The organism is Chloroflexota bacterium (genome assembly GCA_018648225.1).
GTDB lineage: Bacteria > Chloroflexota > Anaerolineae > Anaerolineales > UBA11858 > NIOZ-UU35.
In genome coordinates this window covers 1-13,099 of record JABGRQ010000078.1, presented here as the reverse complement: position 1 = coordinate 13,099, position 13,099 = coordinate 1, and the positions used below count along the sequence as shown (strand labels likewise).

Genomic DNA, 13,099 nt, shown 5'->3' with positions numbered 1-13,099 from the left:
GATGCCATCTTTGGCTCCAGGAGTCATCTCTTTTTCTCTTATCTAAACAGTATTGGGGCTAACGCTGCCAACGGTTTTTCCACGCATTCCAGGAGATGATTTGTGCTTCGATTTATAGTTCGGCGAATAGTCCGCGGGTTGATCGCCATCCTCGCGTTTCAGACCTTTTTGTTTTTTCTGATTCAGGCATTGCCGTATGATTTTACAACCTTTCTGGTATTGGAACCAGTCAGCCGCCGCCTGGCACAATCGCAGTTGGGGTTGGATTTGCCATTGTGGGAGCAATATTTCCGTTGGTTGAACGGCTTTTTTCACTTTGATCTGGGGAAATCCTTCATTGCATGGCCTACACCTGTCAGCGCGTTGCTGTTGGCGCGCGCCCCGCGTACGCTAATCCTTTTTCTGACAGCGGCAATTTTGTCTTATTTTGTTGGGATTTGGCTGGGCAAACAAATTGCCTGGCGGCGCGGCGGCTGGTTTGAATTCGGTATCACCCTCACCGGCGTTGCCAGTTATACATCCTTCGCGCCTTTTTTGGGCTTTTTGCTCATGAATATTTTCGCATATCAACTGCGCTGGCTGCCTTACCAGCGTATGATTGACCATAACTACTGGTATTACATCCCCGTCAGCCTGGATTGGGTGCTTGGCCGCATGGTGCTCACCCTGCTCATTATGGTCGGCTGCGGCTATATCCTCCGGCGCATAACAGATAGAATTTATTCAACGTCGCTGCGCGTGTTTGCCCGATTGGGGAGTTGGGTGATCTTGCTGGGTGCGGCCGCGTTGGTATGGCAAAAAATCGGCTATTTGCGTCAGGCGCTGGATGTGCTTGAGCATCTGATCTTGCCGCTCGGTGCGGTGATGATGCTCTCTTTTGGCGAAACGATGCTGCTCATGCGCACCACGATGCTCGAAAATATCGAAGATGAGTATGTGCTCACAGCGCGCGCCAAGGGCTTGCCCGATCACATCATCCGCGACCGGCATGTAGCCCGCAATGCCTTCTTGCCAGTGCTGACGCGTCTGTTGCTCAACCTGCCATTGGTGCTTACGGGCAGTTTCGCCATCGAACTGGTTTTTCAATGGCAGGCGATGGGCGAGCTTATTTTCCTGGGCATCGACTATCACGATATTCCCCTGCTAATGGGCATTCTCTCTGTGGTGGGCGTGCTGACCCTGATCGGGCATATTGTGATGGATATTCTGCACGTTTACCTTGATCCGCGTTTGCGCTATGCCGGGAGCCATATATGACTTTATTGGAAAGAACCTCATCGCAGCGCAGGCGCACTTATTTTTGGCAGGGGGTACGCGCCCGCATGAAGCCCATCCGTGCTGCCTGGGGGGAACTTCGTCGCCACCCCCTGGGGGTGATCGGCATGGCCCTGATCGTGATCTTTGCTCTGATGGTTGTTGCTCACCCCATCCTCATGAAAACCATCTGGTCGCGCGTACTCTACGATCCTTATTTGGGTTTTGACAGCCGTGTGGTACAGAATCCCTCGCCCTCGTCGGCGCGGCATCTATTGGGCACCGATGGCATGGGTCGTGATGTATTAAGCCAACTGCTCTATGGCGCGCGCATGTCTTTCAACGTCGGCATCACTGCCGCGCTCTTTGCCGTAACACTTTCAACGATCTTCGGCGGGATGGCGGGTTATTTTGGCGGCCTGGTTGATCTGATTATGATGGGTATCTCCGATGTCTTCGTGTTGCTGCCCGCGCTGGTAGTTATGCTCATCATCGGGTTGTTGGTGCGTTTAGATTGGTTCCTCATCGCCCTGATTTTCGGGATCCTCACCGGGCTGGGGAGTCAGGCTATGGTGGTGAAATCGCATACCCTGTCTATTCGCAGCAAACCCTATATCGAAGCCGCGCGCACCGCCGGGGGTGGTCATTTCCATATTTTGTGGCGACATATCCTCCCCGGGCTGCTGCCGCTGGCTCTGGTTCACGCGGTGATGACGGTTGTCGGCGCGGTGTTGACGGAATCCTTATTATCATTTTTTAGCCGCACACACGATTATATGACCTGGGGCTCAATGATCTGGCTGGGGCAGCGCACTTTTCGCTGGTTCAACGAGGCCGGGCAATGGAATGCGCTCATTCCCCCGGCGCTGTCGATTATGTTTTTTTGCAGTGCCTTCTACCTGGTAGGCCGCGCCCTGGATGACATCGTGAATCCACGCCTGCGGCAGCGATAGCGCTGTAACAGTACCATTTCGGGTCTCTGGGAATCGCCGTGGTTAATTTTCAGATATGGGGTATGGCGGTTCTTTAGGAACTACCGCCATACCCCATATCCGGTTTGGGGGAAATTGTGTTAAGATTAGTGCAATGCGCATCTTGCTTATTTCCGACATTCACGCCAACCTGACCGCGCTGCAAGCCGTTTTGAACGATGCTGGCAGCAATTACGACGCGGTATGGTTTTTGGGCGATCTGGTTGGTTATGGGCCGGATCCCAACGAATGTGTAGATGTCGTGCGTGAATTGCCGCATTTGGTGGCTTTGCTAGGGAATCATGATGCTGCCACAATGGGGCGAATCAATACCGATGCTTTCAATGTAGAAGCCCGTCAGGCCGTAAGCTGGACACAAGAAACAATTACCACCGAAAATTTGGCTTATATCGAGAATTTACCGGCCAAAGTAATTGCCGATGAAGATATTACCCTGGCGCATGGCAGCCCGCGGCAACCGGTTTGGGAATATATCCTTAATGTCCGTATTGCGGCAGAGAATTTTCAGTTCTTTGATACAGCCTATTGTTTTATCGGGCATACCCATCTGCCCAGTATTTTTCATCTCAACGAGCGAACTCGCCGGGTTGATCTTGTTGTACCACTGGAAAATACGATTTTCGATTTGACCCCGCGTTTAATTATTAATCCGGGCTCCGTAGGCCAGCCGCGCGACAGAGATCCACGTGCCGCGTATGCACTTGTTGATCTTGAACAAATGTCGGTTGAATTTCGCCGTATAGATTACGATATCGCTGCCGTGCAGGCGCGCATGAGTGAAGCCGGGTTGCCCCAAAAACACATCAACCGCCTCGAATTGGGTTGGTAGCGGGGAACTTTTTTCTCGCCTGGAACGTCTAGCTAGCGTATCTATAATAATCCGAAAGTTTTGCTTCCCGTAGGAGATATAACGATGAAAAAACAAATTCTCATCCCCCTGATTTTGCTTGCGTTTGTGCTCGCGGCTTGTGGCGCGGCCCAAAGTATGCCCGAAGCGATGGTTGCATACGAAAGCGATAGCTCTGGCGGTGGCTACGAAGAAATGGCTGCCGCTGAAATGGAAGCCCCCGCGGCTCCCGGTGAAAGCGGCAGTTTTGCCAATCAAGCCTCAACTGCTGCCATCCAGCGCATGGTTATCAAAAACGCTACACTTTCGATTGTGGTTATCGATCCCGGTATTGCTATGGACGAAATCGTTGCTATGGCTGAAGGCATGGGCGGGTTTGTGGTGAATTCAAATCTTTGGCAAAATACTCTGGGCAACGGTGTCACTGTAGATCAGGCCAGCATCACCATCCGTGTACCGGCTGAACGACTGGATGAAGCGTTGGCGCAAATCAAAGCCGGGGCGGGCGAAGTAATTTCTGAAAATATCTCTGGCGAAGATGTTACCAGCCAGTACACCGATTTGCAGTCCCGACTGCGCAATCTGGAAACCGCCGAAGCTCAATTGACCGAGATTATGGACAACGCCAACAAGACCGAAGATGTGTTGCAGGTGTATAACCGTCTGGTTGAGGTTGGGGAACAGATTGAAGTTATCAAAGGACAGATGCAGTATTACGAGCAGGCTTCTGCACTCTCATCCATCAGCATTGAAATCAGCGCGGATGCCGCCAATCAACCGATTCAGATCGGTGGTTGGCAGCCCGTGGGTGTAGCCAAAGAAGCTGTTGAAGCCCTGATTAACTTCTTGCAGGGTTTTGTCAACTTTGTTATCTGGTTGGCAATCTTTATCCTGCCGGTACTGATCGTGATTGGCGTTCCGCTCTACTTCTTGGGGCGCGGCTTGCGCAACTGGCGCCGCCGCCGTAAAGCCAGGAAACTGGCTGAAAAGACCGAATAGCTTTAGATGAAAAAGCAAAACAACCGCTGCAATTTGCAGCGGTTGTTTTGCTTTTTCGATATATAATTCAGCCCATGCGCACACTGCCCAAAGAACTCGAAGCCCTTACAGGAATTAGCCTAAGCAGCCAACAACTTAGCGCGCTCGAAATCTACGCTCAGGAGCTTATGGACTGGAACCAGCGTTACAGTCTGACTGCTATCCACGAACCTGAACTGGTGCGGGTGAAGCACTTTTTAGATTCGCTGAGTGCATTCAGTGCCTTGCGTAATACACCTGTGGTGCGCATTGTGGATGTCGGTACTGGGGCAGGTTTTCCAGGTTTGCCGCTTAAAATTTTGTGTCCGCACATTCAGTTGACGCTGATGGAATCGGTCGAGAAAAAAGTGCGCTTTTGTGAGCATATTGTCGAGCGGCTGGGGCTGGAAGGGGTTGAGATCGTGCGCGAGCGCGCCGAAATCGTTGGACAAGATGCGCGTTTTCGCGAACAATTTGATTGGGCCGTGGCGCGCGCCGTGGCCTTGATGCCCATCTTGATGGAATATCTACTCCCTTTGGTGCGTGTGGGTGGGCATGTGCTGGCGATGAAAGGCGAGAGCGGCCCGGCTGAAGTCCATTCGGCAGATAATGCTCTGGAACTATTGGGAGGGCGATTGCAACGCTTGATTCCCGTGACTTTGCCTGGGGTGGTGGAGCAGCGCTATCTAGTTGTGGTTGATAAAGTAGCCGCGACGCCAGAAAAATATCCGCGCCGAGTTGGGATTCCGGCGAAGAGACCACTATAGCAATTGATTCATTACTCCTGTTTATCTGTTTACGTTTATATAGCAAAATCGTGCGTTAAAAAAACGTATTAGTAACGAGTCGAAGTATAATATTCTGAGATTATCTCTGACTTTTCAGTCGTTGTAGTAGGGAACTGTGGCCTCGGGTAGGGACTAATGAATGCACTTGCGAAACAATCTAGTATGCTAAAGAACTTTATTGGGAGCCTCGTCCGTTCTGGTTTGCCGCCTGATGCTGATTCGCTGGATCTATACCAAATCCAGCGTTTAAATTTGGCAACTATGGCATTGGTTCTGTTTGTTCCTTTCTTTGCTTCATTTTATATTTATTTAGGCGTACACCAAATTGGGGTTGGAACCTTTTTGGTTGGCTTGCTGGCTGTTGCATGTTTCTTTTGGTTTCGCAAAACAAAGAATATATATCTGGCTGCGAATTTTATACTGCTGATATACGCGTTACTAGTTTTTTATTCTGCAATTTATCTTGGAGGGATAAATTCGGCCACCTTGTGGTGGAATACTCATTTGCCTATTTTAGCCGTGTTGTTACTGAATATTCGCTGGGGAATGTCGTGGACAATAGCCATTATTTCTGAAATCGCGCTGCTGATATTTCTAACGTATTCGAACCTGTTGCCTGCCAGCCCGCTTTCTGGCGAGGCGCTGGTGTATCACGATAATATTACGAAAATTGTAGCGATAATATTATTATTTGTTTTTGGCGTTCTTTTTATTCTGGAAAAAGCGAAAACCATTAATATTCTAGAGCGAGCAAAAACTGAAGCCGAAGCAGCGACTCAGGCCAAGGCCGATTTTTTAGCCAATATGAGTCACGAAATTCGCACACCCCTAAATGCAATTTTTGGAATGACCAGTTTGCTATTAGATACGCCGATGAATGACGAGCAACAAGATTTTGTGGAGACGATTCGCAGCGGCAGTAATACGTTGTTGACGGTAATCAATGATATTCTGGATTTTTCGAAGATTGAAGCTGGGAAATTAGAGTTGGAAAAACAACCCTTTTATGTGCGGCAGTGCGTGGAAAGCGCGCTCGATTTACTCGCATCCAAAGCCGGTGAAAAAGGCCTCGATTTAAGCTATCTCTTTCTCCCCAATATGCCGCCTGTTGTTTATGGCGATGTTACCCGTTTGCGGCAAGTACTGGTAAATCTGCTGAATAATGCTGTCAAATTCACCGAAAAGGGTGAGGTAAATATTTCGGTCCGGAGCCTTTCCCAGAAAGGCGAACAGCACGAATTACAATTTTCTGTTCGCGATACCGGAATCGGCATTCCGCCGCAAGCTATTTCTCGTCTCTTCGAATCGTTTGTGCAGGCAGATACATCTACCACGCGCAAATACGGTGGTACCGGCCTGGGTTTGGCAATCAGCCGTCAACTCGTCGAAATGATGGGAGGTAGAATCTGGGCGGAAAGTAATGTGGGCGAAGGCACTATTTTTCATTTTACAATTCTAGTCAAGGCTGATGCGGAAGCTGTGCCCATCGTTGCCGCGGGGCAAAAAACACAGTTGAATAAGCGCCGCGTCCTAATTGTGGACGATATTGAAACTAATCGCAAAATACTTAGCCTGCAAACCCAATCTTGGGGTATGGAACCGGTAGCGGTTGGTTCCGGGGCTGAAGCGCTGGCATTATTAGATGAAGACACCAATTTTGACATTGCTATTCTCGACATGCAAATGCCAGAAATGGATGGCATTACCCTGGGGCAGCGAATTCATGAAAAACTGGGCGCAAACACCTTCCCATTAGTTATGCTCACATCTATGGGGCGAAAACCTGCTCTCGGCACCGAGAATATATTTGAAGCCTTCATCACAAAACCTATTAAGCAATCCGATCTCTATAGAGTACTCTTGAATTCCTTCGGAAAGCATAGCGCACAAAAAACACTACAACAACCAAAGAAAAGTGTTCTTGATATAAAAATGGCCGAACAATATCCATTGCAAATCTTGCTGGCTGAAGATAATCTCATCAACCAGAAAGTAGCCGTTGGCATTCTGAAAAGGCTTGGATACCAGGTAGATATTGCTGGTAATGGCGTTGAGGTATTGGCAGCCTTGAAGCGTCAGCATTACGATGTGGTGTTGATGGATATTCAAATGCCCGAAATGGATGGGGTTGAAGCCACACAGATAATTCGTGCTGAAATTGTGGCTGACAAACGCCCTCACATCATTGCCATGACTGCCCATGCTTTGGAGGGCGATCGCGAAAAATATCTCAGTTTCAATATGGATGATTATGTAAGTAAGCCTATTCAGATAAAAAATCTCATTGATGCGTTAAAACGTGTCAAAATAACAAAATGACCAACGTTTAGGGCTTTTGCGCGTAGTGAAAAGATGCGAGAAAAGGGGTGTGGTGGGTGTTCTCTGCACCCGTCACATCCCTTTATTTTAATTATGAAAATAACAGATAAAACAAGGTTTTCCTTATACTGTACCCCCAAGGTGCGCGAATTCCTCGCAGGGGTCAAAGACGAACTCCCCATTTTGGTCGGCGTGATCCCCTTTGGGATGATCTATGGCATTCTGGCTCTCGGGGCAGGGCTTTCCAAAACCGATGCCCAGGCCATGTCGGCGGTGGTCTTCGCGGGCTCGGCCCAGTTTATGCTGGTTCAACTCGCCGGAGCAGGCACGCCCGTTTTGGTGATGATTCTGACGGGTTTGGTCATCAATCTGCGCCATGCGTTGTATAGTGCCTCCGTTGCGCCAAATACGCAACATCTCAGCGCCCCCTGGAAAGGGGTACTGGCTTATTTATTGACGGATGAAGCCTATGCCGTGACCATTACGCACTACAACAAAGGTGGGGATGGGCGGTTGAAACACTGGTATTTCCTGGGAGCGGGTTTGGCCCTGTGGACTTCCTGGCAGATCAGCAGTGCGGTGGGCATTTTCCTGGGGGCGCAAATTCCGCCGGGCTGGTCGCTGGATTTCACGCTGGCTCTAACCTTCATTGCTCTGGTGGTTCCCGCGTTAGAAGACCGCGCCAGTGTGCTGGCCGCCGTCGCCGCGGGGATGACCGCGGTGCTGGCCTTTAGCTTGCCCTATAAATTGGGTTTGATGATTGCCGCGTTCGTGGGGATCGCAGTGGGGCTATGGAGTGAAACACGATGAGTGATATCTGGGTGATTATGCTTGCAGTGGGGATGCTTACTTTTGCCACGCGGCTCTCGTTCATAGTGTTGCTGGAACGCTGGCAGACCCCGCCGCTGTTGAAACGCGCCCTGCGCTTTGTCCCCGTTTCGGTGCTGACTGCGATTATTGCCCCTGAGTTGGTCATGCCATCCGGAACATTGGATTTTTCTCTGGGGAACGCGCGCCTGCTCGCTGGGCTGGTTGCCATAGTAGTGGCCTGGAAGACGCGCAATATTGTCTGGACGATTGTTGCCGGAATGGGGGTACTCTTATTGCTGCTGATGAGGTAGGTGGGCGTAAAGCGTGGTTCAGCAGAATGCCGGTATAGCGTTGCGATACGGGGAGAAGTTCTTTTTCTTGCATGTCAAGTTCTGCCTTAGAAATCTATCCGACGGCCATTTTCAACTTGCCAGACAGTCGCTTTTTCTAAAAAATCAGAACCAAACAAATCAACATCGGTGGTGGTGAGCAGCGCTTGTTTGATGTCGGTCAGATGGGCGATTAAATCGGCGCGCCGTTGGGCATCGAGTTCGGCCAGCACCTCATCCAGCAGCAGTACCGGCCAGTAGCCCGTTTTGCTCTTCATCCAGTTTATTTCCGCAATTTTGAGAGAGAACAACCCCGTGCGGATTTGACCGCGCGAACCATAAACCCCCAGATCAACCCCATTGGCGAGAAATTGCACATCGTCTCGGTGTGGGCCTAAAGTAGTTTGCCCGCGGGCAATCTCGGCGCGGCGCGCGGCTTTGAGCGCAGCTTCGAAACCGTCAGCAATCTCTTCGCGCGTGAATTGACTACGGTCTATCGGCGTGTCGAAATTCAACACCATCTGATTGGCTGGTTCTTGGTGCGGATCGTAGGCCGGAAGGTAAGACAGGCGCAGCCGCTCGGCGCCGCGCGTCAACTCACTGTGGATGATGGCCGCCTGCTCCTCGATTTCAGCAATCGCCTGGATGCGCGCCCGGATGAGAAACGCCCCTGCTTGAATGATTTGTTCATCCCAAAAAGCGAGTTGTTCAGGGTCGCCGCCGCGCTCGCCGAGTGTTTTTAACAGGGCGTTGCGCTGGCTGAGGGCTTTGTTGTAGGCTGAAAGCGAAGCCGTGTAATGCGCATTGGTTTGCGAAATTGCCAAATCCAGATAGCGCCGCCGCTCGGCGGGTGTGCCATCGATAATGCTCATCATGCGGGGCAAAAATAAGACGGCATTGAAATGCCCCACCAATTCGCTAATTTTCTTTTTTGTACCATCTAACAACGCCTCGCGGCGCACGCGCACCCCATTGAACCCCTGGTTTTCCTGAATAATACGCACTTCCAGACGATGATTTTTCGGCCCGCGGCGATATTCGGCGACAATGCGCCCCACAAGCAGCTCCGCTTGTGGGGCCAGAAAATTTATCAATTCGCGGTTTTGCCCGGCCTGAAAGGATGTGAAAGTTGCCAGATAATAAATTGCTTCAAGCAGGCTGGTTTTCCCCTGAGCATTATCGCCCACAACAACCAGTGTACCTTGCGGCATGGATGTGTCCAGGCGAATATAATTTCGAAAGTTGGATAAAGAGAGATGGGTTAGATACATAAATAGCGACAGCCCCCATGGGGTTTATAAAATCCTTGGGGGCTGATTTTATTCGATTTCAGGCAATTCCTGATCCCAAACACTCAGCGCGTGGTCAGTGAATAAAACACCATTGAGATGATCGGTTTCGTGCTGGAAAATGCGCGCCAGCCAGCCTTTGGCTTCAATACGCTGAGGTTCGCCATACCGGTCGAGGCCCTCCAGTGTGGCATCAATCGGGCGCATCACTTCGCCCAATTTCCCAGGGATCGAGAGGCAACCTTCCACACCGGTATCCATCTCGCTCGAGGCGTAGACAATTTTGGGGTTGATAAATACATACACTTCGGGCGGGGCCTCTTCATCGTTTTCATCGCCAAATTCGGCCACGAAAATCCGCTGGGATCGATTCACCTGCGGGGCTGCCAACCCCACACCGGGCGCGTCCCGCATCGTCTCAATCATATCGTCAATCAATTTTTGCAGATTATCGTCAAATTGAGTGATTTTTTTCGCTTTTCCGCGCAGAATGGGATCGGGATTGGTAATAATATTTAGGAGTGCCATAATGATGTGTAGGTTTTCGGACTCGCTCGCGAGTTGGTTCTGTTTTAGGGGGTGGATACTGCAATTTTACCCGATCTAAAACAAATCGGGTTCATGGTCTGCAGACTGGCTTCCATCAACCTGTTTGTGGTAAATCTCGAGCCAGGTTGCCATGCGTTCGTGTTCGGCTGCGATACGCTCTTGCTCGGCTTTGGCAATACCTTCTTCCATACGCTGCGAAATATCTTGATGCACCAGCGCCGGGTTGTGAACACCTTCAAAAGTCAGCGTTTGATCGCCAACATTGATTTTAACATTGCCAACATTCAGGATCAACCCGATGGTGTTGGGAATAGCGTGTCCAACGCTCTGGATGTTTTTGATGGGCGCCGAGCGGAACGATTCTTGCCCCAGAGGGCTTTTTTCACGATCAATAATGCGATCGCGCGTGAGGCGGTAAATATCATTTTTCCAGTCGGCATATTCATACAGCCACCAAAAAAAGATACCCAGGGGCACAATACCGAGAATCAGAAAAATTTGATTGCTAAGCATAAAACGGATCATCCATATTGTGATAATGCTGCTGAAAAAAAGCAGCGTGGTAGGTAGCCAGGCGCGCACCAAAAAAACAGACCAGTGTTTATTGTAGGTAATTGTGTCACCCTCTACAGTGCGCGCTCTGAAAATCCAAAATCCTGTCCTGGCCCGATCGGTAGCTGCAGGCACATCTTCGGGAAGTTCGGGTTCGATGATTTCGGTTTCGTAACCTAAGCGTCGGCGCACAGTTTGGCGTATGGCGTTAATTTCAGCCTGTTTTGAAATGGCCTTTGTTTTGCTTAGAAAGGCGCTAATCATATTTCTCATACGCTCAGGGTTATGAACCTCGGTCAGGCGCATCTCGCTGTTGAAGGTTTTGATGACCAAATCGCCCACATGGATGGCGCGTGCCAGCACATTGCCGGTTTGCACGCCAAGCGATTGGATGGTGCGCAAGGGTACTTCTTGTCGGCTGGAACTGCGCAGTAAAATGCGCTCGCGCCAGACGACGCGCACATTGGTGACAAAGAAGTAGTCATTTTTCCACTCCAGAAATGCCCATAAGCTCCCTGCCAGCCCAGCCAATAAGATCACCCCTCCAATCACCCCGGCACTGACCCAAATAATAGGTGTTTTATTGAATAATACGCCAATTACAATGACAACCAGTAAGGCAATTGAGATAAAGAACCAGATAAAGAAAAATTCGCCAATCAGCCGGATGACATGGCGACGCTGTACTAGGTTTAGTACTTCGCCGTTGCCAAGCCAACTAATTTTTAATTGGTCACGAAATTTGTAGGTATTGGTAAATGCCAGTAAATACGCTTTGACACTTGGGTATGTCGTGATTAGCCAGTTAAAATCATCTGTGTCCAGGTAGAGCAAATCGGTATCTTCAAGGGCTTTAATCATTGCTGAACGGGGTTGGTTGTTGAGCAAACCATCTGCGCCGAAGGTATCACCGTCGTCAACGAGCGCCAGAAACACTTCCGTTCCATCTTCGTCCTGGCGGGTAATCTCCATTTTTCCGCCATAAATAATATACATCGCGTCGGGCACATCCCCTTCGTGAAAGATAATTGCCCCGGCGTTCACTTGCTGGTCTTTCAACCGCTCCACAACTTCGGCGAGTTCTTCGTCGCTGAATTCGTTAAAGATGAGAACTTGTTTTAAAAAATTGATTCGTTTTTCGTTTTCTGGCTGCATAATCTTTTATTTGTACAAACGCAGTTCTTTGAGCATATCCCTTTCTTTGGATTCTGTCGGATGCTGTATCCATTTTAACATAGGCTGTGCGCAAATACTCTGCCCTGTGGGGATAAGTCTTTGCCGTTGTAGCGGAGATTTGATGATAAAATCTCCGCTACAACTATATCATTACAGGAGCAAGACTTATGCCCATTCACTTTGGCACCGATGGCTGGCGAGCCGTCATCTCAGATACTTTTACCTTTCACAACCTGCGCCTGGTAACACAGGCCATCGCCGATGCGATTAATTCTGGCGACTGGCATACGCACAACCCTTCAGGGCGCAGTATTGATCCGCATAAGATGGTTGTGGGTTTCGATACCCGCTTTCTCTCCGATCGTTACGCAGCCGATGTGGCGCGTGTATTAGCTGCCAATGGTTACACCGTTTTTCTCTCACAGTCCGATGCGCCTACTCCGGCGATTTCTTACGCTGTGCGGCATCTGGGCGCGGCGGCGGGAGTGGTGATTACCGCTTCGCATAATGCGCCGCGTTATAACGGCATCAAGCTCAAGGCCGCGTATGGCGGCTCGGCACAGCCTGAACAATCGCGCCGGGTGGAAGTTTATCTGAACGATAACGAAGAGCGCAGCCGAGGCCCCAATATGATGGATTGGGATCAGGCGCGCAAACTGGGCCTGATTGAGCGTTTCAATCCGATCCCAGCCTATTACGATCATTTGCGTACATTGATTGATTTCAACAAAATTGCCGATCGCCCCCCGCGTGTTGTTGTCGATTCGATGCATGGATCGGGACGTGAAGTTATTCGGGGTATTCTCAAGGGTACCGGCTGTGAAGTGCATGAAATTCGCGGCGAAATGAATCCTGGTTTTGGGGGCACGCATCCCGAACCCATTGGTCGCCATTTGGGGGGGCTCGCCGGAGCGATTAGCACTGGCATCGGTGATCTGGGACTGGCTACGGATGGCGATGCCGATCGTCTTGGCGCCATGGATGGCCGCGGTAAATTTGTTGATCCGCACAAAATCATGGCGCTGGCATTGCGTTATCTGGTGGAAGAGCGCGGCTGGAGTGGCCCGGTGGTGCGCACAGTTTCAACAACGCGCATGATTGACCGCCTTGCCGAGCGTTATAATCTGCCTGTCTATGAAACCCCGGTTGGTTTCAATCATATTGCCGATTATATGCT

Annotated in this window: 12 protein-coding genes; 9 read left to right on the top strand and 3 right to left on the bottom strand. The window is 50.2% G+C overall.

Translation table 11 applies throughout. The features are described 5' to 3' along the window. The first annotated feature begins 102 nt into the window (after positions 1-102). The 8 genes from HN413_06850 to HN413_06815 all read left to right on the top strand — a co-directional run bounded on the left by HN413_06850 (position 103) and on the right by HN413_06815 (position 8,338). On the top strand, positions 103-1,257 hold the full coding sequence (locus tag HN413_06850) for an ABC transporter permease (protein MBT3390113.1): 1,155 nt from the start codon (positions 103-105) through the stop codon (positions 1,255-1,257). Then, positions 1,254-2,207, top strand: a complete 954-nt coding sequence (locus HN413_06845; protein ID MBT3390112.1) for an ABC transporter permease — start codon at positions 1,254-1,256, stop codon at positions 2,205-2,207. The genes HN413_06850 and HN413_06845 overlap by 4 nt, the downstream gene beginning before the upstream one ends. A 133-nt stretch (positions 2,208-2,340) precedes the next feature. Then, positions 2,341-3,075 (top strand): metallophosphoesterase family protein, encoded by a 735-nt coding sequence (locus HN413_06840; GenBank protein ID MBT3390111.1) that lies wholly within the window; start codon positions 2,341-2,343, stop codon positions 3,073-3,075. An 84-nt stretch (positions 3,076-3,159) separates the two neighbouring features. Further along, positions 3,160-4,092: a DUF4349 domain-containing protein gene (locus HN413_06835; GenBank protein ID MBT3390110.1), complete on the top strand. Its 933-nt coding sequence runs from the start codon at positions 3,160-3,162 to the stop codon at positions 4,090-4,092. Positions 4,093-4,166: 74 nt separating this feature from the next. Further along, positions 4,167-4,877 carry a 16S rRNA (guanine(527)-N(7))-methyltransferase RsmG gene (rsmG, locus tag HN413_06830; protein MBT3390109.1) on the top strand — a complete coding sequence of 237 codons (711 nt, stop codon included), beginning with the start codon at positions 4,167-4,169 and terminating at the stop codon, positions 4,875-4,877. Positions 4,878-5,402: 525 nt separating this feature from the next. Next, entirely contained in the window at positions 5,403-7,217 is a 1,815-nt protein-coding gene (locus tag HN413_06825) for a response regulator (protein MBT3390108.1), read from the top strand. 93 nt (positions 7,218-7,310) lie between these two features. After that, entirely contained in the window at positions 7,311-8,027 is a 717-nt protein-coding gene (locus HN413_06820) for an AzlC family ABC transporter permease (GenBank protein ID MBT3390107.1), read from the top strand. Beyond that, positions 8,024-8,338 carry an AzlD domain-containing protein gene (locus tag HN413_06815; protein ID MBT3390106.1) on the top strand — a complete coding sequence of 105 codons (315 nt, stop codon included), beginning with the start codon at positions 8,024-8,026 and terminating at the stop codon, positions 8,336-8,338. The genes HN413_06820 and HN413_06815 overlap by 4 nt, the downstream gene beginning before the upstream one ends. An 86-nt stretch (positions 8,339-8,424) precedes the next feature. Here HN413_06815 and recF read toward each other — a convergent pair whose 3' ends face one another. The 3 genes from recF to HN413_06800 form a co-directional block, all read right to left on the bottom strand. Then, positions 8,425-9,627: a DNA replication/repair protein RecF gene (gene recF / locus HN413_06810; GenBank protein ID MBT3390105.1), complete on the bottom strand. Its 1,203-nt coding sequence runs from the start codon at positions 9,625-9,627 to the stop codon at positions 8,425-8,427. 48 nt (positions 9,628-9,675) lie between these two features. After that, positions 9,676-10,173 carry a peptide deformylase gene (gene def, locus HN413_06805; GenBank protein ID MBT3390104.1) on the bottom strand — a complete coding sequence of 166 codons (498 nt, stop codon included), beginning with the start codon at positions 10,171-10,173 and terminating at the stop codon, positions 9,676-9,678. 75 nt (positions 10,174-10,248) lie between these two features. Beyond that, entirely contained in the window at positions 10,249-11,901 is a 1,653-nt protein-coding gene (locus tag HN413_06800; protein MBT3390103.1) for a cyclic nucleotide-binding domain-containing protein, read from the bottom strand. Between the two features lie 188 nt (positions 11,902-12,089). On the opposite strand from HN413_06800, the gene HN413_06795 reads away from it, so the two are divergent. Continuing rightward, on the top strand, positions 12,090-13,099 hold a 1,010-nt coding region (locus HN413_06795; GenBank protein MBT3390102.1), incomplete at its 3' end, for a phosphoglucomutase/phosphomannomutase family protein.

What these genes read in the sequence shown, in the direction of transcription:
- HN413_06845 (MBT3390112.1), top strand. Translation starts at nt 1,254, where the DNA reads ATGACTTTATTGGAAAGAACCTCATCGCAGCGCAGGCGCACTTATTTT.
- HN413_06840 (MBT3390111.1), top strand. Translation starts at nt 2,341, where the DNA reads ATGCGCATCTTGCTTATTTCCGACATTCACGCCAACCTGACCGCGCTG.
- HN413_06835 (MBT3390110.1), top strand. Translation starts at nt 3,160, where the DNA reads ATGAAAAAACAAATTCTCATCCCCCTGATTTTGCTTGCGTTTGTGCTC.
- rsmG (MBT3390109.1), top strand. Translation starts at nt 4,167, where the DNA reads ATGCGCACACTGCCCAAAGAACTCGAAGCCCTTACAGGAATTAGCCTA.
- HN413_06820 (MBT3390107.1), top strand. Translation starts at nt 7,311, where the DNA reads ATGAAAATAACAGATAAAACAAGGTTTTCCTTATACTGTACCCCCAAG.
- HN413_06815 (MBT3390106.1), top strand. Translation starts at nt 8,024, where the DNA reads ATGAGTGATATCTGGGTGATTATGCTTGCAGTGGGGATGCTTACTTTT.
- recF (MBT3390105.1), bottom strand. Translation starts at nt 9,627, where the DNA reads ATGTATCTAACCCATCTCTCTTTATCCAACTTTCGAAATTATATTCGC.
- def (MBT3390104.1), bottom strand. Translation starts at nt 10,173, where the DNA reads ATGGCACTCCTAAATATTATTACCAATCCCGATCCCATTCTGCGCGGA.
- HN413_06800 (MBT3390103.1), bottom strand. Translation starts at nt 11,901, where the DNA reads ATGCAGCCAGAAAACGAAAAACGAATCAATTTTTTAAAACAAGTTCTC.